The following is a 16,966-nucleotide window of genomic DNA, read 5'->3' as shown; positions in this document are numbered from 1 at the left end:
GGTGCTCGCCGTCGACATGACCGGAGACGCCGTGAAGGCGAAGAACGGCTCGATGGTCGCGTACGACGGGCAGATGGCCTTCAAGAAGATGAGCGCCGCCGGCAGCGCCCCCAGCAGCGGCGCCCCCGCCACCTCCGGCAGGTCCGCGACATTGCAACGGGACGCCAGATCCGGTGCCGCGGGCCAGCTGCCGATCACCACGCCCAGCGGATCCAGGCTCCGGCGGCGCAGTTCACGTGCCGTCAGCTCCGTCGTGTTCAGCGTGCCCAGGCCCGCCGACGCCACCACCAGGACCGGCGCCGCCAGCAGTTCGGCCGCGTCCGCCAGCGTGCCGCCCGCCTCGTCGAAGCGGACGAGGAGACCGCCCGCCCCCTCCACCAGCACCAGGTCGTGCTCGGCGGCCAGCTTGGCGGCGGCCTCGGCGATCTCCTGCGGCCGGACCGATGTGCGGCCGGCCCGGCGTGCGGCCGTCGCCGGGGCCAACGGGTCGGGGTAGCGGGCGAGTTCGGCGGTCCTCACGGCGCCCACGAGGCGCGCGACCTCCTGCGCGTCCCCGCGCTCGTCCGGCCGTACGCCCGTCTGCGCCGCCTTGAGCACCGCCACCGACCGGCCCGCGCCCACCGCCGCCGCGGCGACCGCGGCGGTCGTGACCGTCTTGCCGACCTCCGTGCCCGTACCCGTGATCACCAGTACCGTCATGTCAGCCCTCCCGCGCCGCCGCGCACACCGCGCGGGCGATCCGTGCCACGTCCGCGTCGCCCGTGACGTACGGCGGCATCGTGTAGACGAGGTCGCGGAACGGCCGCAGCCACACGCCCTCGCGCACGGCCGCCGCCGTCGCCGCCCGCATGTCGACAGGGTGGTCCAGCTGGACGACCCCGATGGCGCCGAGGACCCGTACGTCCTTCACACCCGGAATGTCCGCCGCGGGAGACAGCCCCTCCCGCAGTCCCGTCTCGATCCGCCGGACCTCGGCCGGCCAGTCCTGGCCGAGCAGCAGCTCGATCGAGGCGCACGCGACCGCGGCCGCCAGCGGATTGCCCATGAAGGTCGGGCCGTGCGCCAGCACCGGCACCTCGCCCCGCGAGATCCCGTCGGCCACACGCGCCGTGCACAGGGTCGCCGCCATCGTCATGTAGCCGCCGGTCAGCGCCTTGCCCAGGCACATCACGTCCGGCGTCACCGCCGCGTGGTCCGCCGCGAACAGCGCGCCCGTGCGCCCGAACCCGGTCGCGATCTCGTCGAACACCAGCAGTACGTCGTGCGCGTCGCACGCCTCCCGCAGCACCCGCAGATACGCGGGGGAGTGGAACCGCATCCCGCCCGCGCCCTGCACGACCGGCTCGACGATCACGGCGGCCAGTTCGTGCGCGTGCCGCTCGATCAGGGAGCGCAGACGGTCCGCGTACGACTCCTCGTACTCCGCCGGCGGCGGGTCCGCGAACACCTGGCGCTGGAGCACCCCGGTCCACAGCTCGTGCATCCCGCCCTCGGGGTCGCACACCGACATCGGCTGCCAGGTGTCGCCGTGGTAGCCGCCGCGCCAGGTCAGCAGCCGCTGCTTGCCGGGACGGCCCAGCGAACGCCAGTACTGCAGGCACATCTTGACCGCGACCTCCACCGACACCGATCCGGAGTCGGCGAGGAAGACATGCTCCAGGCCGTCGGGTGACATGTCGACAAGGAGCTTCGCCAGGCGTACGGCGGGCTCGTGCGTGAGCCCGCCGAACATCACATGGCTCATGCGCGACAGCTGCTCGCGCGCGGCCTCGTTGAGCACCGGGTGGTTGTAGCCGTGGATCGCCGACCACCAGGACGACATGCCGTCGACCAGCTCGCCCGAGCCGTCCGCGAGCCTGAGCCGCACGCCGCTCGCCGACCCCACGACGAGTGGCTCGACGCGGCCGGGCATGGGGCCGTACGGATGCCAGACGTGCCGTCGGTCGAGGTCGAGCAGTTCGGGCACGGTCAGGTCGGGCATGGGGTGCGGGTCAGGCATTGGGCGCGAGGTCCGTTCCGGCGCCCCGGCGGCGTACGGCGACCAGGTCGGTGCGCGGCTCACCGGCCGGCGCGGCAGCGGCCGTACCGCACACCCCACCCCCCTCGTGCGACCCACACCCGGCGCTGTCCTGCGATCCGCACCCGGCGCTCTCCTGGGACCCGCAGCCCGCGCTCGCGTGCGAGCCGCACCCGGCCCCGGCCGTCGCCCGGTGTTCAGGCAGCGTCACCTGGTCGGTGCCCTCCACCTCGAACCCGGCGTCCGCGATCATCTCCAGGTCGGCCTTGCCCGCCTGGCCCTCGCTGGTGAGGTAGTCACCGAGGAAGATCGAGTTGGCCAGGTGCAGGGCGAGCGGCTGCATCGTGCGCAGATGGACCTCGCGGCCACCCGCGATCCGCACCTCGACGTCCGGGCACACGAAGCGCACCATCGCCAGGATCCGCAGGCAGCGCTGCGGGGTGAGGTTCCACTCCTTGCCCAGCGGGGTGCCCTCGAACGGGATCAGGAAGTTGACCGGTACCGAGTCCGGGTCCAGCTCGCGCAGCGAGTAGACGACGTCGACCAGGTCCTCGTCGCTCTCGCCCATGCCGGCGATCAGGCCGGAGCAGGCGGACAGGCCCGCCGCGTGCGCCTTCCGCACGGTGTCGACGCGGTCGGCGTAGGTGTGCGTGGTGGTGATGTCCCCGTAGGTGGACTCCGACGTGTTGAGGTTGTGGTTGTACGCGTCCGCGCCCGCCTCGCGCAGCCGCTCCGCCTGACCGTCGGAGAGCAGACCGAGACAGGCGCACACCTCGACGCCCTCGTTCTGGTCCTTGATCGCCTTGATGGTCTCGGAGACCCGGTCCACGTCACGGTCGGTCGGACCGCGCCCGGACGCCACCAGGCAGACCCGCTTGGCACCTCCCGCCAATCCGGCGGCCGCTGCCTCGGAGGCCTGATCCGGCTTGAGCCAGGTGTACTTGAGGATGCCGGCGGTGGAGCCGAGCCGCTGGGAGCAGTAGGAGCAGTCCTCCGGGCACAGGCCCGACTTGAGGTTGACGAGATAGTTGAGCTTCACCCGTCGGCCGAACCAGTGGCGGCGCACCTTTCCGGCCGCGGCCACCACATCGAGCAGGTCGTCGTCGGAAGTGGCGAGGACGGCCAGCGCTTCCTCGCGGGTCGGCAGCTCGCGCCGAAGCCCCTTGTCCACCAGCGTGTTCAGCAGGTCCATGGGGACTGATCCTGTCCTACGGAACCGCTTCGGGCCAAGGTAGGGATCACACAACACACGCCGTTCGAGGTGTGGGTATTGCCACACCATGGGTCACCGGTCCTGCCGCTAGTGTCTGTCCGCTACCTACAAAAGCCCCGGAGGACCCATGGCGTTCGGCTGGATCGACGAGCAGGCGGAGCTGCGCCGCCGCGCCGGACTCGTACGGACGTTGCGCCCCCGCCCCGCCGACTCCCCGCTGCTCGACCTCGCGAGCAACGACTACCTGGGCCTGGCCCACCACCCCGAGGTCGTCGAGGGCGCGGCGCGGGCGGCGCGGACGTGGGGCGGCGGCGCGACCGGTTCCCGGCTCGTCACCGGCACGACGGAGCTGCACGCCGAGCTGGAACGCGAGCTGGCCGACTTCTGCGGCTCCGAGGCGGCGCTGGTCTTCTCCTCCGGCTACGCGGCCAACCTCGCCGCGGTCACCGCGCTGGCCCCGCACGGCTCCCTGATCGTCTCCGACGCGGGCAACCACGCCTCGCTGATCGACGGCTGCCGACTGGCCCGCGGCGCGACCCAGGTCGTCGCACACGCCGAGCCGGACGCGGTGCGCAAGGCGCTGCGGACGCACGACGGCCCCGGGGTCGTCGTGTCCGACACCGTCTTCTCGGTCGACGGCGACGCCGCCCCGCTGGACGGGCTCGCCGACGCGTGCCGGGAACACGACGCCGGGCTGGTCGTCGACGACGCGCACGGCCTCGGCGTGCTCGGCGACGGCGGCCGCGGCGCCCCGCACGCGGCGGGACTCGCGGGCGCCGCCGACGTCGTCGTGACGGTCACGCTGTCCAAGTCGCTCGGCAGCCAGGGCGGTGCCGTGCTCGGCCCCGCCCGGGTCATCGACCACCTGGTCAACGCGGCCCGGACGTTCATCTTCGACACGGGCCTCGCCCCCGCGGCGGCGGGCGCGGCCCTCGCGGCACTGAGACTGCTGCGCCGTGAGCCGGAGCGTGCCGCGCGGGCCCGCACGGTGGCGGGCGACCTGCACACCCGGCTGACGACCGCGGGTCTGGAAGCCGTACGTCCGGACGCCGCGGTCGTCTCCGTGCGCGCGCCGTCCCCGGAGGAGGCCGTCGCGTGGGCGGCCGACTGCCGTGCGGCGGGACTCGCCGTGGGCTGCTTCCGTCCTCCTTCCGTTCCCGACGGCATCTCACGGCTGAGGCTCACCGCTCGCGCGGACCTCTCCGAGGGGCAGATCGAACGCGCTGTACAGGTGATCAGCGAGACACGACCATGAGTCGGCGTGACACGGCCGTGCGCCAGGTCGGTCAGATTCGGTCGGAAGGTGTCAGGACTGGAACGCGGCCGTGAAACCCGCCCAGCTCTCGGGGGAGAAGAGCAGCGCGGGTCCGGCCGGATCCTTGGAGTCGCGCACGGCGAGCAGCCCGGTCCAGGGACCGGAGCGCGTCCGCGCCGTCTCGACGCAGTTGTTGGCTCCCGTGCTGTAGCTGCTGCGCAGCCATCGAACACCGAGCAGATCGGTACTGGAAGATACGTTCCGAGGCAGTGCGGTCATGGTGCCTCCTTACGCGCCGCCACCCAGCGCGGCGATGTAATCCAACGATTCCTCGGGCGAAAGGGCGTGGATCCGAAGGGCGTTGAAGGCCTCCGCGTAAGCCCGGAGGTCTTCTTTCCGTTCGAGATAGAGGCTACTCGTCAAGTGGTCGAGAACAACCACATCCAGATCAGAAGTGCGCGGAAATGAGAAGATAACGAAAGGCCCGGTGATGCCGATATGTTCCCCGGCCGCGAACGGCAGCACCTGCAACCTGACGTGCGGCAGCCGCGCCGCCTCCCTCAGCCGCCCCAGCTGCCGCGCCATCACCTCGGGCCCGCCGATCTCCCGGCGCAGCACCGCCTCGTCGAGCACCGCGCTCAGCCGCAACGGCGGATCGGCGTGCAGCACGTCCTGCCTGGCCAGGCGGACCGCCACCAGCGCGTCCAGGCGTTCGTCGGCGGCGTCGGCCTCGTCGGCGACTCCGCTCACCGCGGCCCGGGTCACCGCCCGGGCGTACTCCGGCGTCTGGAGCAGCCCGGGCACCACGGAGGTCTCCAGCGTGCGCATCGCGCTCGCCTGGGACTCCAGGCTGATGAAGTCCCGATACGTCGGCGGCAGCACTCCGCGGTACGCGTGCCACCAGTGATGCCGGCCGCCACTCTCGTCAGAGCCCGCCAACACCAGCAGCAACTCGCGCAGTTGGGTGTCCCGTACGCCGTACGCGTCCAGCAGTAACCGCACATCGGCCGGTTTCACCCCGCTGGAGCCGGTCTCGATCCGGCTCACCTTGGACTGGTGCCAGCCCACCAGCCGGGCCGCCTCACCACTGGTGAGTCCTGCCCCGGTACGCAACGCACGCAGTTCTGCGCCCAGTTTCCGGCGGCGCACCGCGGGACCGTGCTGCATGGGCAACTCCTTACTCCAACCGAGCCGCCCAAATACGCTCTGCCGTCGCAGAGTTCACCGCTTCGAGCGACAGATATATGCATATCTTGGTGGATCGCCGCCCCTGACGGGCGCGGTAATGGCAGTCTGGCGACGAAGCACCAGTCCGGGACCGTACTCGAACCATCCGCTCCGTGTCGGACTGCGGTCCCGTCGGAAAGGGACGACGTCGCCATGGCAGATCACCTGGAAGCATCCGTCACTCTGCCGAGCGATCCCGCCTCGGTCTCCGCGGCCCGGACGTACGTGGTCACCACCCTCGCGGAGTGGGGCCTGCCACCGGACACGGAAGCGGCCGACACCATCCGGCTGATCGTCTCCGAACTCACCACCAACGCCGTACAGCACACCCTCGGACAGTCACCCACCTTCACGGTGGACATCGAGCTCGACCGTGACGAACACCTGCGCATCGGCGTGACCGACAGCCACCCCCGCTTCCCCAAACGGCTGCCGGCCGCCGTCCAGCAGGACAACGGCCGCGGTCTGGTCATCATCCGCTGGCTGACCGCGGAGTGCGGCGGCAAGCTCAGAGTGCGGCCCACCCGCGAGGGCGGCAAGACGGTCTCCATCGAGCTGCCGTGGACCGTACCCGCGGCGCGGGTGCCGGCGGTGGGACAGCAGGAGCCGTGACCCTCAGGGCTGCCGCGGCTGTCGGGCGCGCCCGAACGTGCCGCGCAGCAGCGCCCGGAAGGCATCCGCGGCCGGCGCCGCCTCGTCCCCGCGGAAGGCGACCGAGATCGTACGGCGCAGCTCTCCGCCTTCCAGCGCGCGCACCCCGACCGGAGTGACCGACGTCCGCGCCACCATCTCCGGTACGACCGCCACCCCGAGCCCGGCACTGGCCAGCGCGCACACCAGCAGGTACCCCGGCGTCGGTACCAGCACCGAGGGCGCGGCACCGGCCCGGGCCAGCACCGCCTCGACGCCCCGCCGGGCCGGAGCGTCCGGCGCCATGCTGATCAGTGGCTGACCGGCGAGCTCGGCCAGCGGCAGCCGGGCGGTCCCGCTGGTGAGGGCGTGGCCCGGAGCGGACACCAGGACCAGCTCCTCTTCGAGGATCGGCTCGACGCCGACGGAGGACGGCAGCGGGACCGGGGCGCCCGGTTCATAGGCGTGGGTCAGCGCCAGATCGACCTCACCGGCGGCCACCGCGGTGACACCGGCCGACGGTTCGTAGTCGGTGACGGTCAGTTCCACGTCCGGATGCGCGCGGCGGAAGGCGCTGAGCACCGGGGGCAGAAGATGGATGCCGGCGGTCTGGAACGTGCCCAGCCGGAGGGTCCCGCCCGACAGGCCGGTCAGCCGGGCCAGTTCGTGCCGTGCCCGCTCCAGCTCGTCGAGCACCCGCCGGGCCCGCGCCACCAGGAGCTCTCCCGCACCCGTGAGCCGCGCCCCGCGATGATGCCGTACGAGCAGAGCGGTGCCCGCCTCGCGCTCCAGCTTGGCGAGCTGCTGGGAGAGCGCGGGCGTGGTGTAGCCGAGCCGTTCGGCGGCCCGGGTGATCGAACCCGCCTCCGCTACGGCCACCAAGGCGGCGAGGCGGGTCGGGTCGTACATGCGGGCCCCTGTCTGCCTTAAGGAATGCTTTAGGGCTTCCCAGGATATTCGACATACCTACTGAAGGCCCCCGCACGGCACGCTGGCGGCATGGACGCTCAGCTCCTCGCCTTCACCGGGGTCTCCGCCGGCCTGGTCGCCATGCCCGGGGCGGACTTCACCGTCGTCGTACGCAACGCCCTCGTCTCCCGCCGGGCCGGCGTCGCCTGTGCGCTCGGGATCGGGGCCGGGCTGCTGGTCCATGTGACGCTGGCGGTGGTGGGAGTCGCCGCGGTCCTGGCCGCCGTGCCGGCGCTGTTGCGGGCGCTGCAGGTGGTGGGCGGCGGCTATGTGCTGTACCTGGGTCTCCGGACGCTGCGGCAGCCGCACACCGACGTGGCCGACCCGCGCGAGGATTCCACCGCGCGACCACTGCGGCAGGGCTTCGTGACCAACGCCCTCAACCCGAAGGCGTCCCTCACCTTCCTCAGCGTGCTCCCGCAGTTCGTGCCCGCGGGCGCTCCGGCGCTGCCCAGGACCCTGCTGCTCGCCCTGATCGTGCTCGCGATCGCGCTGGTGTGGTTCCAGGTCGTCGTCCTGCTGGTGGACCGGCTCGGCAGATGGCTGCGCAGGCCGCGCGCCGCCCGGGCGGTCACGGTCGGCACAGGCGCCGCACTGACGGTCTTCGGCCTGGCGCTCCTCGTGGGGCCGCTGTCGGCCCTGTGAGGCCCCAGGGGCGGTGACGGCGCGTCAGGACGCCCTCACCGCCCCCGGGAAGGTCACTTGACCCGGCCGTACCAGACGCTCCTGGTCCAGATCTTCTGCAGCCTGACGACATCCCCGCTCTTCGGGGAGTGCCAGATCTTTCCCTTCCCGGCGTAGATGCCGACGTGGTAAACGTTCGACCCCGAGTGGAAGAACACCAGGTCTCCGGCCTTGCGGTTCTGCGCGGAGATGTGGCGGGTCTTGTTGTACTGCTGGGCCGCCGTACGGGGCAGCTTCTTGCCCGCCTTCTTGTACGAGTACAGCGTGAGCCCGGAGCAGTCGAACCTGTGCGGCCCGGTGGCACCCCACTTGTACGGGGAGCCCTTCTTGGAGGCCGCGATCTGGAGGGCCTTCGTCGCCGGCGTCGCGGCTTCCGCCTCGGAGGCGAAGCCGGGGGCGACGACGGTGCCGCCCACCGCGGCGAGGGTGAGAGCCGAGGCCGTACCGGCCCGGGCCATGAGCGACGGGACACGATTGAGCGCTGTCATGCGCAACCCTTCGTCAGCCGCCTGTGAAGGATGACCTGTCGGATTCGGGCTGGCGAAGTTGCCCGGCCGCGTTGCCGCGGCTTCACCCCAAGGGTTGCTCGGCTCGAACGAACGTCCGCTCCGGCGACCCGTCTTGCTCGGGTCCTCCACTCCTGCCGATCCACTCCGTCGACCGGTCATCCGGGCGGCGGCAGGACTCGGCGTCCGCTCGGATCGCCCCGCCGCTGTGGCGGGGGCTTGTCGTCAGACAGGGATCTTGACGCACGGATGAACGAAAAGCCCAACGGAACCGGGTATTTGTGGCGTTGCTCACCACTCACCCGTTCGGGTGGACACCCTCGTGTCCGGGCGGGTGTCCAGATGTCCGAGGAGCCTCGGACCAGCGGCGGAGCGCTCAATTCCACTTAGTGTCGACGGCCGTTGCGCAACTTGGAGGGGCGCGCAAACGGAGACATAGATACACCGATGGGGGGTACATCGTTTGGTCCGTTTCAGTGCGGATCCGGACGGCTCGTCAGAGGGCCGAGACGTCCGGATCGGTCTGGACGGGTCGTCAACTGTCGGAGCGCGGCGGCACCGTGACGCGAGCCGTGCGGCGTTCCCCGTCCAGCACGCGCAGCGCGCGCGCCAGCGTGGGCGCGTGCAGCTCCGTCTCACCCCGCTGGTGCATCAGCGCCAGCGCGTCCCGCAGCGCGGCCGCCTTGGCCACCAGCGCCTGGGCGGCGCGCAGTCCGCGGTAGGTGTCGCCGTACTGGGCCGGGTTGATCCGGCCCAGCAGGTCGACCACATCGAGGTAACGGTCGATCAACTCCCCCTCCGCGCGCGTCAGCGCGGGCAGGGGCGGCAACTCGGGTGGGAGCACCGACCGGTCACCTCCCCGTGGGCGGGGCGAGGGTGGCCTTGCGGCTGGGGATGATCCGGTCGACCAGCCCGTACTCCAGCGCCTCCTGGGCGTCGAGGATCTTGTCCCGCTCGATGTCGGAGGCCACCTGCTCGCGGCTGCGCCCGGTGTGCTCGGCGAGCATCTCCTCCAGGCGGGTCCGAATACGCGTCAGTTCGTCGGCCTGGATGGCCAGATCGCTCGCCTGGCCCTGCACCGGCTCCGGCAGCGCCGGCTGATGGATCACCACCCGGGCCCCGGGCAGCGCGAAGCGCTTCCCCGGTGTGCCCGCGGCCAGCAGCACGGCGCTCGCCGAACCGGCCTGGCCCAGGCAGATCGTCTCCACGTCACAGGCGACGAACCGCATCGTGTCGTAGATCGCCGACATGGCGCTGAACGAGCCGCCGGGCGAGTTGATGTACAGCGAGATGTCCTGATCGGGGCCCTTGTGCTCCAGATACATGAACTGGGCCATCACGTCGTTCGCCGAGATGTCGTCGATCCGGGTGCCGAGGAAGACGATCCGCTCCTCCAGCAGCTTCGAGTACGGGTCCTGCGTCCTGGTGCCGGAACTCGTGCGCTCGGTGAACTCGGGCAGTACGTAGCGGGCGGACGGTCGGGTCATGGCTCACGCTCCCTTGCCGGGGTGCCTGTGAAAAATGTACAGGACGTACATGACGTAATGTAGGGAGCATGGCCTACGAGATTCCGGTGACGCAAGCCAGGGCTGAGCTCGCCGACCTGATCAATCGCGTGGTGTACGGCGGTGAGCGCGTCGTCGTGACGCGCCACGGAAAGCCCCTTGTCGCCCTTGTCTCCGCCTCCGACCTCGAACGACTGGAGAAGCTCGGGGAGCCGGCGGACCTCGTCGAGGACCAGGTGGTCAGCGCGGTCTCCAGCGTCCGCGAGGTGGCGTCCGCTCCCCGCGAGCGGCAGCGGTTCGGAATCGCGGCCGAGCATCGGGGGTCGGGTCCCTCATAAGGGCGCTTTCGCACCTCGGGAGCTCCAGGAAGCGGAAATGACCGTGCACCCCCGTCCGCTACAGCGGGGGTGCACGGTCGCTCCGGTGCGGCCGGGTGGTCAGCCGACCGTGGCCGGTTCCCTCTCGCCCGCGGGTGCGGCGTCCTTCGTGCGCGCCCTGAGCGCGTTCCCCAGCAGTACGGCGCCCAGACCCACCGCGGCCCACCAGGTCAGCGTCAGGGCCGGGCCGGTCGCCGCCGCGCCGTCGAAGTAGGACACCGAACGCAACAGAGTCGTGCTCGCGCCCGGCGGCAGCCACTGGCCGATCGCGCCGGCCGGATCGGGAAGCATCTGCGGTGCCGAGGCAGCCCCGGAGAAGGGGTTGCCGAACAGCATGACGACGCCCGCCGCGATCCCGACACCCGCGGTGCCGAGGAGGGCGGCGAGCCCCGCGACGGCAGCGCTCACGGCCAGCGTCGCCAGGGCGAACACGCCGGCCTCCGCCCACCAGTCGCCGGTGAGGATCTCCAGCCAGCTGTGCGCGAGCGCGGCACAGGCCAGGCCGGTCAGGGCGGCGGCGCCGACCAGGGCGCTCACGGCGCGCATCCCGCGCAGCCCGAGCAGGGTCACCGCGGCGCCCGCCGCGATGCCGGCCAGGGCGAGCGGCAGGACGCTCGAGTTCAGAGCCGCGCCGCGCGGGTCGCTTTCGGGTGCGGGCACCACATCGACCGTCCTGACCGGGGTGCCCTCGGAGGAGGTCTGCTCTGTCACCGCCTGCTGGAGCAGTTGGGCGACGGCCGGGCTCGCGGCCGACGCGGTCAGCAGCTCGGGGCCCTGGGGGCTCACGACGACCGCGCCGTATACGGTCCGGTCCTCGATGGCCCTGCGGGCGGCGGCCTCGTCGGCGTAGCGGTGGATCTCGAACGCGCCGTCGTGCTGGGCGAGCCGCCGCTCGACCTGGGCCGTGGCGGCGGGCCCGGCCACCCCGAGCGGCACGTCGCGGGGGGCGGTGCGGGCCGCGGGCCAGGCGAACGCCCACAGGGCGAGTGCGGCGAGGACGGGGACGAGGACGACGACCGCGATCAGGTGCCGGGGTGCGGCGTTCCTGGGCGGTGTAGCGGAGGGGGTGGACATGGGGGCTCCCTGAGGACTCGGAGAGGTCGGGTCGCAGCATCCGGCCGGCGTGCGCCAAAAAGAAGGATCGTTCGTTTTCCTGTGTCACCACCGTGCTCCGGGCGCCGTTCCTTGTCAAGAAGGAATGTTCGTTTTAGTTTGGGGCCATGGCTCGCGTATCCCAGGAACACCTCGACGCCCGCCGCCGGCAGATCCTCGACGGTGCCGCCCGGCTGTTCGCCCGCAACGGCTTCCACGCCACGTCCATGCAGGACGTGCTGAAGGAGGTCGACCTCTCGGCCGGGGCGGTGTACCGCTACTTCAGCGGCAAGGACGAGCTGATCGCCGCGATCGTCAGGGAGGTGCTCGAAGAGGTCCGCGCGGCCTTCGAGGACGTCACCCGGCAGAGCCCGCCGCCACCGCCGGACCTCCTGGTCGGTCTGGTCCTGGGCCGCACGCTGCGCGTCTGGTCGTCCCTGAACGTCGACGGGGAGTCGCCCTTCCCGCGGCTGATCATGCAGGTCTGGGCGGAGACCGTGCGCAACGAGGAACTGGCGGCCGTGCTGACGGACGTGTACACGGAGCTGCGCGGCAGATGGGTGTCGGCCGTCGAGGCGTACCAGGACGCCGGCATGATGCGGGCGGACATCCCCGCGGACCATGTGGCCCGCACCATGATCGCCGCGGTGCAGGGGTTCATCGCCCAGCAGGCCCTGTTCGGCCCGGCGCCGGTGGAGGTCCTGGAGAACGGTCTTCGCGCGCTGATGAGCATGCCGGCGCCGCAGTCGGGCGCCTGAGAGATCACAGCTCGGTTAACTTGCCCGAAACGCGGTCCAACTAGCCTGCCGATCCACGCCACCAGGCACTTTGCCCCGTGGCCGAGGCAACCGGACCCCGCACGGTCCGGAGCGAGGACTGTGAGGTGGGACGTGCAACTGACCCCGCACGAGCAAGAGAGACTGCTCATCCACGTGGCGGCCGACGTGGCCGAGAAGCGCCGGGCCCGCGGGCTCAGGCTCAACCACCCCGAGGCGGTCGCCCTCATCACGTCGCACATCCTCGAGGGCGCGCGGGACGGCCGTACCGTCGCCGAGCTCATGTCCTCCGGACGCAAACTGCTCACCCGGGACGACGTCATGGAGGGCGTGCCCGAGATGATCCATGACGTCCAGGTGGAGGCGACCTTCCCGGACGGCACCAAGCTCGTCACCGTCCACGACCCGATCGTCTGACGGGGAGGTACGCCGTGATTCCCGGAGAGATCCTGTTCGCCGACGACCCGATTGCCTACAACGCGGGCCGCGAGGTCACCCGGCTGACCGTCCTCAACGCCGCCGACCGACCCGTCCAGGTCGGCTCCCACTACCACTTCGCCGAGGCCAACCCCGGTCTGGAGTTCGACCGCGCCGCCGCGCGCGGCAAGCGGCTGAACGTCGCCGCCGGCACCGCCGTGCGCTTCGAACCCGGGATCCCCGTCGACGTCGAACTCGTCCCGCTCACCGGCGCCCGCGTGGTGCCCGGACTGCGCGGGGAGACCGGAGGTGCCCTCGATGCCTGAGATCTCCCGTGCCGCGTACGCCGACCTGTTCGGCCCGACCACCGGTGACCGCATCCGGCTCGCCGACACCGACCTGCTGATCGAGATCGAGGAGGATCGTTCCGGCGGTCCCGGGCTCGCCGGGGACGAGGCCGTCTTCGGCGGCGGCAAGGTCATCCGCGAGTCCATGGGCCAGTCGCGGGCCACGCGCGCGGACGGCACCCCCGACACGGTGATCACGGGCGTCGTGATCATCGACCACTGGGGCATCGTCAAGGCCGACGTCGGCATCCGCGACGGCCGGATCACCGGCATCGGCAAGGCGGGCAACCCCGACACGATGGACGGGGTGCACCCGGACCTGGTCATCGGCCCCGAGACCGAGATCATCGCCGGCAACGGACGGATCCTCACGGCCGGAGCGATCGACGCGCACGTCCACTTCATCTGCCCGCAGATCGCCGACGAGGCGCTGTCCGCCGGCATCACGACGCTGGTGGGCGGCGGCACCGGGCCGGCCGAGGGATCGAAGGCGACGACCGTGACGCCCGGCCCGTGGCATCTGGCGCGGATGCTGGAGGCGATGGAGCAGTACCCGCTCAACATCGGCTTCCTCGGCAAGGGCAACACCGTCTCCCACGAGGCGATGCTGTCGCAGATCCGGGGCGGCGCCCTGGGACTGAAGCTGCACGAGGACTGGGGCTCGACCCCGGCCGTCATCGACGCCTCGCTCACCGTCGCCGACCGGACCGGCATCCAGGTCGCGATCCACACGGACACACTCAACGAGGCCGGGTTCGTCGGGGACACCCTCGCCGCGATCGCGGGGCGCGGCATCCACGCGTACCACACCGAGGGCGCGGGCGGCGGGCACGCGCCGGACATCATGACCGTGGTCTCCGAGCCGCACGTACTGCCGAGTTCGACGAATCCGACGCGGCCGTTCACCGTCAACACCGCCGAGGAACACCTCGACATGCTGATGGTGTGCCACCACCTCAACCCCGCGGTACCGGAGGACCTCGCCTTCGCCGAGTCGCGGATCCGGCCGTCGACCATCGGGGCGGAGGACATCCTGCACGACCTCGGCGCGATCTCGATCATCTCGTCCGACTCCCAGGCGATGGGGCGCGTCGGCGAGGTCGTCCTGCGGACCTGGCAGACGGCCCACGTCATGAAGCGGCGGCGGGGTGCGCTGCCCGGCGACGGGCGGGCGGACAACCATCGGGTACGTCGCTATGTCGCCAAGTACACGATCAACCCGGCGCTGGCCCAGGGCCTGGCCCGGGAGATCGGCTCGGTGGAGAGCGGCAAGCTCGCCGACCTGGTGCTGTGGGAGCCGGCGTTCTTCGGGGTCAAGCCGCAGCTCGTCATCAAGGGCGGGCAGATCGCGTACGCGCAGATGGGCGACGCGAACGCCTCGATCCCGACGCCGCAGCCGATTCTGCCCCGGCCGATGTACGGGGCGATCGGGCGCGCGCCGGCCGCCAACTCCTTCAACTTCGTAGCCCCGTTGGCGATCGAGGACGGGCTGCCGGAGCGGCTCCGGCTCGGGAAGCGGTTCGTGGCCATCGAGTCGACGCGTGGGGTCACCAAGGCCGACATGCGGCAGAACGACGCGCGGCCCGAGGTGCGGGTCGATCCCGACAGCTTCGCCGTGCACATCGACGGAGAGCTCGTCGAGGCGACGCCCGCCGAGGAACTGCCCATGGCCCAGCGTTACTTCCTCTTCTGACGGCGGGGTCCGATGTCAAGGGCAGCACTTCTCGTCCTGGCCGACGGCCGCTTCCCCGCCGGGGGCCATGCGCACTCCGGCGGCGCCGAAGCGGCCGTCAAGGCGGGGCGGATCACCGGGGCCGCGAGCCTGGAGGACTTCTGCCGAGGGCGGCTGCACACGGCGGGGCTGGTCGCGGCCTCGCTCGCCGCGGCGGCGGCGCTCGGCGTGGACGCGGTGGCCCTGGACGAGGCGGCCGACGCGCGGACGCCGTCTCCCGCGTTGCGGTCGGCCGGGCGCAGGCTCGGGCGGCAGTTGACGCGGGCCGCTCGGGCCACGTGGCCGTCGGAGGAACTCGATGCACTGGCACGCCGGTTCCCGAAGGGCGCGCACCAGCCGGTGGTGCTCGGGATCGCGGCTCGGGCCGCGGGGTTGGGGGTGGTCGACGCGGCTCACTGCGCGGCGTACGAGAGTGTGAGCGGGGCGGCGAGCGCGACGGTGCGGTTGCTGAGCCTCGATCCCTTCGACGCGACGGGCGTACTGGCCCGGCTGGCGCCGGAGATGGACCGGGTCGCGGATCGGGCCGTGGAGGCCGGGCGGGGGGTGGTCGACCGAGGGGTCGACGCGCTGCCCGCGGTTTCCGGGCCGTTGCTGGAGATCGGGGCGGAGGTGCATGCGGCTTGGCCGGTACGGCTGTTCGCGTCCTAGGGGTTTTCGCCGCCCCCGCTGAGGGGCTGCGCCCCGCGCCCCTCGCCCCCCTTCGGCCCTGAGCGGGCCTTGTCCTCAGCAGCCGGACAGGCTGATTTCACCGACCCACCCTCAAAAGGAGCCGTCCATGCATCTCGACCACACCCACGACGGACCCGCCGCCGTCAGCGCCGACGCCCGCCGGCCCGACGGCTCCCGCCGGGCCCTGCGTATCGGCCTCGGAGGGCCCGTCGGGTCCGGTAAGACGGCCACCGTCGCCGCGCTGTGCCGGGCCCTGCGCGACGAGTTGTCCCTCGCCGTCGTCACGAACGACATCTACACGCGGGAGGACGCCGAGTTCCTGCTGCGGGAGGCCGTGCTGCCGCCCGAGCGGATCACGGCCGTGGAGACCGGGGCGTGTCCGCACACGGCGATCCGGGACGACATCTCCGCGAACCTCGAAGCCGTCGAGGACCTGGAGGACGAGGTCGGCCCCCTCGACCTCATCCTGGTCGAGTCCGGCGGGGACAACCTCACCGCCACCTTCTCCAAGGGGCTCGTCGACGCGCAGATCTTCGTGATCGACGTGGCCGGCGGCGACGACATCCCGCGCAAGGGCGGGCCGGGGGTGACCACCGCCGATCTGCTCGTCGTCAACAAGACCGACCTCGCCCCGTACGTCGGCTCCGACCTGGCGCGGATGGCGGTGGACGCCAAGGCGCAGCGGGCCGAGCTGCCGGTCGTGTTCCAGTCGCTGCGGAGCGAGCCCGGAGTGCGGGACGTCGCCGACTGGGTGCGGGCGCGGCTCGCCGCGTGGACGGCGTGACCGTGGCCGGTGGCGTGCGGGCCGTCGCGCGGATCGCCGCCCGGGACGACGGGCGGGGCGGTACGGCGCTGCCGGTCCTCGACAGCGACGGGCCGCTGGCGCTCAGACGGACCCGGGGGAGCGGTGCCGAGGCGCGGGTCGTGCTCGTCGGCGCGATGAGCGGGCCCCTGGGCGGCGACCACTTCACCGTCGAGGCCGATGTGGAGACGGGCGCCCGGCTGCGTGTCGGCTCGGCCGCGGCGACCATCGCGCTGCCGGGGCAGAGCAAGGGGGAGGCCCGCTACGACGTACGGCTGTCCGTGGCCGACGGGGCCGAACTGCACTGGTTGCCCGAGCAGTTGATCTCCGCGCGGGGCAGTGACCTGTACGTCACGACCCATGCCGACGTCGGTGCGGCGGGGCGGCTCGTGGTGCGCGAGGAGCAGGTGCTCGGCCGGGTGGGGGAGGACCCGGGACGGCTCACCAGCCGGATCCGCGTGCGGGTCGCGGGGCGGACGGTTCTCGATCAGGAACTCGCCTGTGGGCCCGGGGCACCGGGCGGCTGGGACGGACCCGCGGGGCTCGGCGGATGCCGGGCCGCGGGCCAACTGGTCGTCGTACGCCCCGAGTTCGCGGACGCCCCGGTGGCGGCGCGGGTGCTGGACGAGAACGCCGTCGTGATGCCGCTCGCCGGGCCGGCCGTGCTGGTGAGCGCCGTGGCGGCGGACGCGTTGCGGCTTCGCGGGGTGCTGGACGAGGCCCTGGCGTCACTGGGCTGAGCCGGGCC

The 16,966-nt window shown here is 72.0% G+C and carries 20 protein-coding genes, 2 pseudogenes and 1 riboswitch; of the genes and pseudogenes, 12 read left to right on the top strand and 10 right to left on the bottom strand.

Going from position 1 to position 16,966, the window contains the following annotated elements:
* Position 1: 1 nt before the first annotated feature.
* A pseudogene (locus tag ABZ078_RS20590) lies at positions 2-94 on the top strand (AIM24 family protein); the annotation flags it as partial.
* 2 nt (positions 95-96) lie between these two features.
* Here ABZ078_RS20590 and bioD read toward each other — a convergent pair.
* The 3 genes and pseudogenes from bioD to bioB form a co-directional block, all read right to left on the bottom strand.
* Positions 97-699, bottom strand: a pseudogene (gene bioD, locus ABZ078_RS20585) (dethiobiotin synthase); the annotation flags it as partial.
* Position 700: 1 nt separating this feature from the next.
* The gene (locus ABZ078_RS20580; RefSeq protein ID WP_356577217.1) at positions 701-1,981 is read right to left on the bottom strand and encodes an adenosylmethionine--8-amino-7-oxononanoate transaminase; all 1,281 of its coding nucleotides are present in this window, start codon (positions 1,979-1,981) and stop codon (positions 701-703) included.
* A 10-nt stretch (positions 1,982-1,991) separates the two neighbouring features.
* Positions 1,992-3,209, bottom strand: a complete 1,218-nt coding sequence (gene bioB, locus ABZ078_RS20575) for a biotin synthase BioB (RefSeq protein ID WP_356577215.1) — start codon at positions 3,207-3,209, stop codon at positions 1,992-1,994.
* A 148-nt stretch (positions 3,210-3,357) separates the two neighbouring features.
* Here bioB and ABZ078_RS20570 point away from each other — a divergent pair, with 148 nt between their 5' ends.
* Positions 3,358-4,485, top strand: a complete 1,128-nt coding sequence (locus tag ABZ078_RS20570) for an 8-amino-7-oxononanoate synthase (protein ID WP_356577213.1) — start codon at positions 3,358-3,360, stop codon at positions 4,483-4,485.
* A gap of 51 nt (positions 4,486-4,536) precedes the next feature.
* Here the strand turns inward: ABZ078_RS20570 and ABZ078_RS20565 are convergent, their stop codons facing one another.
* Together ABZ078_RS20565 and ABZ078_RS20560 are read right to left on the bottom strand one after the other, a co-directional pair.
* Complete coding sequence (locus tag ABZ078_RS20565) at positions 4,537-4,764, bottom strand: DUF397 domain-containing protein (protein ID WP_356577211.1); 228 nt, start codon at positions 4,762-4,764, stop codon at positions 4,537-4,539.
* A 9-nt stretch (positions 4,765-4,773) separates the two neighbouring features.
* Complete coding sequence (locus tag ABZ078_RS20560; RefSeq protein WP_356577209.1) at positions 4,774-5,652, bottom strand: helix-turn-helix transcriptional regulator; 879 nt, start codon at positions 5,650-5,652, stop codon at positions 4,774-4,776.
* A 213-nt stretch (positions 5,653-5,865) separates the two neighbouring features.
* Between ABZ078_RS20560 and ABZ078_RS20555 the strand changes: the two genes are divergently transcribed.
* Positions 5,866-6,324, top strand: a complete 459-nt coding sequence (locus ABZ078_RS20555) for an ATP-binding protein (RefSeq protein WP_356577208.1) — start codon at positions 5,866-5,868, stop codon at positions 6,322-6,324.
* A gap of 3 nt (positions 6,325-6,327) precedes the next feature.
* Here ABZ078_RS20555 and ABZ078_RS20550 read toward each other — a convergent pair whose 3' ends face one another.
* Positions 6,328-7,251, bottom strand: coding sequence for a LysR family transcriptional regulator (locus ABZ078_RS20550; protein WP_356577206.1), 924 nt, complete (start codon positions 7,249-7,251; stop codon positions 6,328-6,330).
* A 90-nt stretch (positions 7,252-7,341) separates the two neighbouring features.
* Here ABZ078_RS20550 and ABZ078_RS20545 point away from each other — a divergent pair, with 90 nt between their 5' ends.
* Complete coding sequence (locus ABZ078_RS20545) at positions 7,342-7,956, top strand: LysE family translocator (protein ID WP_356577204.1); 615 nt, start codon at positions 7,342-7,344, stop codon at positions 7,954-7,956.
* A gap of 53 nt (positions 7,957-8,009) precedes the next feature.
* Here the strand turns inward: ABZ078_RS20545 and ABZ078_RS20540 are convergent, their stop codons facing one another.
* From ABZ078_RS20540 to ABZ078_RS20530, 3 genes are all read right to left on the bottom strand, one after another.
* Entirely contained in the window at positions 8,010-8,483 is a 474-nt protein-coding gene (locus tag ABZ078_RS20540) for a C40 family peptidase (protein ID WP_356577203.1), read from the bottom strand.
* 3 nt (positions 8,484-8,486) lie between these two features.
* Positions 8,487-8,696, bottom strand: a riboswitch (cyclic di-AMP (ydaO/yuaA leader).
* Positions 8,697-9,036: 340 nt separating this feature from the next.
* Entirely contained in the window at positions 9,037-9,345 is a 309-nt protein-coding gene (locus ABZ078_RS20535; protein ID WP_356577201.1) for a hypothetical protein, read from the bottom strand.
* A gap of 7 nt (positions 9,346-9,352) precedes the next feature.
* Positions 9,353-9,988, bottom strand: a complete 636-nt coding sequence (locus ABZ078_RS20530; RefSeq protein ID WP_356577199.1) for an ATP-dependent Clp protease proteolytic subunit — start codon at positions 9,986-9,988, stop codon at positions 9,353-9,355.
* Between the two features lie 68 nt (positions 9,989-10,056).
* On the opposite strand from ABZ078_RS20530, the gene ABZ078_RS20525 reads away from it, so the two are divergent.
* The gene (locus ABZ078_RS20525; protein ID WP_356577197.1) at positions 10,057-10,344 is read left to right on the top strand and encodes a type II toxin-antitoxin system Phd/YefM family antitoxin; all 288 of its coding nucleotides are present in this window, start codon (positions 10,057-10,059) and stop codon (positions 10,342-10,344) included.
* Between the two features lie 99 nt (positions 10,345-10,443).
* Here the strand turns inward: ABZ078_RS20525 and ABZ078_RS20520 are convergent, their stop codons facing one another.
* Positions 10,444-11,457: an ABC transporter permease gene (locus ABZ078_RS20520; protein ID WP_356577195.1), complete on the bottom strand. Its 1,014-nt coding sequence runs from the start codon at positions 11,455-11,457 to the stop codon at positions 10,444-10,446.
* 146 nt (positions 11,458-11,603) lie between these two features.
* Between ABZ078_RS20520 and ABZ078_RS20515 the strand changes: the two genes are divergently transcribed.
* The 7 genes from ABZ078_RS20515 (at position 11,604) to ABZ078_RS20485 (ending at position 16,958) form a co-directional block, all read left to right on the top strand.
* Entirely contained in the window at positions 11,604-12,233 is a 630-nt protein-coding gene (locus ABZ078_RS20515; RefSeq protein ID WP_356577193.1) for a TetR/AcrR family transcriptional regulator, read from the top strand.
* A 132-nt stretch (positions 12,234-12,365) separates the two neighbouring features.
* Positions 12,366-12,668 carry an urease subunit gamma gene (locus tag ABZ078_RS20510; RefSeq protein WP_356577191.1) on the top strand — a complete coding sequence of 101 codons (303 nt, stop codon included), beginning with the start codon at positions 12,366-12,368 and terminating at the stop codon, positions 12,666-12,668.
* 14 nt (positions 12,669-12,682) lie between these two features.
* On the top strand, positions 12,683-12,994 hold the full coding sequence (locus ABZ078_RS20505) for an urease subunit beta (protein WP_356577189.1): 312 nt from the start codon (positions 12,683-12,685) through the stop codon (positions 12,992-12,994).
* Positions 12,987-14,708 carry an urease subunit alpha gene (locus ABZ078_RS20500; protein ID WP_356577187.1) on the top strand — a complete coding sequence of 574 codons (1,722 nt, stop codon included), beginning with the start codon at positions 12,987-12,989 and terminating at the stop codon, positions 14,706-14,708. The genes ABZ078_RS20505 and ABZ078_RS20500 overlap by 8 nt, the downstream gene beginning before the upstream one ends.
* A 12-nt stretch (positions 14,709-14,720) precedes the next feature.
* Entirely contained in the window at positions 14,721-15,395 is a 675-nt protein-coding gene (locus tag ABZ078_RS20495; RefSeq protein WP_356577185.1) for an urease accessory UreF family protein, read from the top strand.
* 127 nt (positions 15,396-15,522) lie between these two features.
* Positions 15,523-16,200: an urease accessory protein UreG gene (gene ureG, locus ABZ078_RS20490; RefSeq protein ID WP_356577183.1), complete on the top strand. Its 678-nt coding sequence runs from the start codon at positions 15,523-15,525 to the stop codon at positions 16,198-16,200.
* A complete protein-coding gene (locus ABZ078_RS20485) occupies positions 16,188-16,958 on the top strand; it encodes an urease accessory protein UreD (RefSeq protein ID WP_356577181.1) in 771 nt (256 codons plus the stop codon). Before ureG ends, ABZ078_RS20485 begins: the two co-directional genes overlap by 13 nt.
* The last annotated feature ends 8 nt before the right edge of the window (positions 16,959-16,966 follow it).

Source organism: Streptomyces sp. NPDC006385 (assembly GCF_040612485.1).
GTDB lineage: Bacteria > Actinomycetota > Actinomycetes > Streptomycetales > Streptomycetaceae > Streptomyces.
This window is presented reverse-complemented; position numbering and strand designations above follow the sequence as displayed.

Bases quoted from the DNA above. Each gene is read 5' to 3' on its own strand.
- ABZ078_RS20580 (WP_356577217.1), bottom strand. From the start codon at position 1,981: ATGCCCGACCTGACCGTGCCCGAACTGCTCGACCTCGACCGACGGCAC.
- bioB (WP_356577215.1), bottom strand. From the start codon at position 3,209: ATGGACCTGCTGAACACGCTGGTGGACAAGGGGCTTCGGCGCGAGCTG.
- ABZ078_RS20570 (WP_356577213.1), top strand. From the start codon at position 3,358: ATGGCGTTCGGCTGGATCGACGAGCAGGCGGAGCTGCGCCGCCGCGCC.
- ABZ078_RS20565 (WP_356577211.1), bottom strand. From the start codon at position 4,764: ATGACCGCACTGCCTCGGAACGTATCTTCCAGTACCGATCTGCTCGGT.
- ABZ078_RS20560 (WP_356577209.1), bottom strand. From the start codon at position 5,652: ATGCAGCACGGTCCCGCGGTGCGCCGCCGGAAACTGGGCGCAGAACTG.
- ABZ078_RS20555 (WP_356577208.1), top strand. From the start codon at position 5,866: ATGGCAGATCACCTGGAAGCATCCGTCACTCTGCCGAGCGATCCCGCC.
- ABZ078_RS20550 (WP_356577206.1), bottom strand. From the start codon at position 7,251: ATGTACGACCCGACCCGCCTCGCCGCCTTGGTGGCCGTAGCGGAGGCG.
- ABZ078_RS20545 (WP_356577204.1), top strand. From the start codon at position 7,342: ATGGACGCTCAGCTCCTCGCCTTCACCGGGGTCTCCGCCGGCCTGGTC.
- ABZ078_RS20540 (WP_356577203.1), bottom strand. From the start codon at position 8,483: ATGACAGCGCTCAATCGTGTCCCGTCGCTCATGGCCCGGGCCGGTACG.
- ABZ078_RS20530 (WP_356577199.1), bottom strand. From the start codon at position 9,988: ATGACCCGACCGTCCGCCCGCTACGTACTGCCCGAGTTCACCGAGCGC.
- ABZ078_RS20525 (WP_356577197.1), top strand. From the start codon at position 10,057: ATGGCCTACGAGATTCCGGTGACGCAAGCCAGGGCTGAGCTCGCCGAC.
- ABZ078_RS20520 (WP_356577195.1), bottom strand. From the start codon at position 11,457: ATGTCCACCCCCTCCGCTACACCGCCCAGGAACGCCGCACCCCGGCAC.
- ABZ078_RS20515 (WP_356577193.1), top strand. From the start codon at position 11,604: ATGGCTCGCGTATCCCAGGAACACCTCGACGCCCGCCGCCGGCAGATC.
- ABZ078_RS20500 (WP_356577187.1), top strand. From the start codon at position 12,987: ATGCCTGAGATCTCCCGTGCCGCGTACGCCGACCTGTTCGGCCCGACC.
- ABZ078_RS20495 (WP_356577185.1), top strand. From the start codon at position 14,721: ATGTCAAGGGCAGCACTTCTCGTCCTGGCCGACGGCCGCTTCCCCGCC.
- ureG (WP_356577183.1), top strand. From the start codon at position 15,523: ATGCATCTCGACCACACCCACGACGGACCCGCCGCCGTCAGCGCCGAC.